Here is a 985-nt window from a genome sequence, read left to right as displayed (position 1 = left end):
GGCGGACATCCCGCGGATCGGCGCACCGATCGAGACCACATCCCCCGCCACCAACGCATCCGAAATATTGGACATAATCGTCGTCTCCGTCGGACCATACCCATTGAAAAACTCACGAACACCACCACCGACACCACACTCGACCGCCCACCGACCCAACAACTCAGACGACCACGCCTCACCACCGACCACCACAACCCGAAGATCGACCAACCCCACCGGATCCACCGACGCCAACGCAGCCGGCGTCACAAACGCATGCGACACCCGCTCCGAAACCAACAACTCCCACAACTCCACCCCACCGAACACCGACGCCTCCGCCACCACCATCGTCGACGACGCACCCACCGCCAACAACAACTCCAACATCGACGCATCGAAACTCGGCGACGCAAAATGCAACGTCCTCGACTCCCCCGTCAACCCATACCGATCACGCTGCTCCACCGCAAAATTCGCCAACCCCGCCTGCGTTACCACCACACCCTTCGGCACACCAGTAGACCCCGACGTATACACCACATACGCCGCCGACTCCGCCCGCAAACGACCCACCCGATCCACCGCCGACACCGGCTCATCCGACACCGACGCCAACACCGCTTGCACCGCTGGATCATCCAACACGATCCACTCCACACTCGACGGCAACAACCCCACGAACTCACGCACCGTCACACCGACCCGCACACCCGAATCCACCACCATCCGCTCCAACCGCTCCACCGGATACCCCGGATCGAACGGCACCACAGCACCACCGGACTTCGCCACACCCCACACCGACACCACCGAATCCACCGACCGCGGCAACGCCACACCGACGAACCCATCCACCACCACGCCCGAAGCCACCAACACCCGAGCCAACCGCGAGGACCGCGAATCCAACACCCGATAGGAGATCTCAGCAGACCCACACACCAACGCCGACGATTCTGGGCTCCGCTCCACCGCCGCCGTCAACAAATCCGGCAGAAGA

General features: G+C 62.9%; 1 protein-coding gene. It reads right to left on the bottom strand.

All coding sequences use genetic code 11. The annotated features are described in order from the left end of the window. The coding region (locus tag QMK32_RS25155; RefSeq protein ID WP_283478296.1) for an AMP-binding protein at window positions 1–985 on the bottom strand (985 nt) is incomplete at both ends.

The organism is Rhodococcus sp. H29-C3 (genome assembly GCF_030063405.1).
In the GTDB taxonomy this organism is placed as follows: domain Bacteria; phylum Actinomycetota; class Actinomycetes; order Mycobacteriales; family Mycobacteriaceae; genus Rhodococcoides.
The sequence above is the reverse complement of the archived record's forward strand: the minus strand, read 5'-3'. Positions and strand labels throughout refer to the sequence as shown.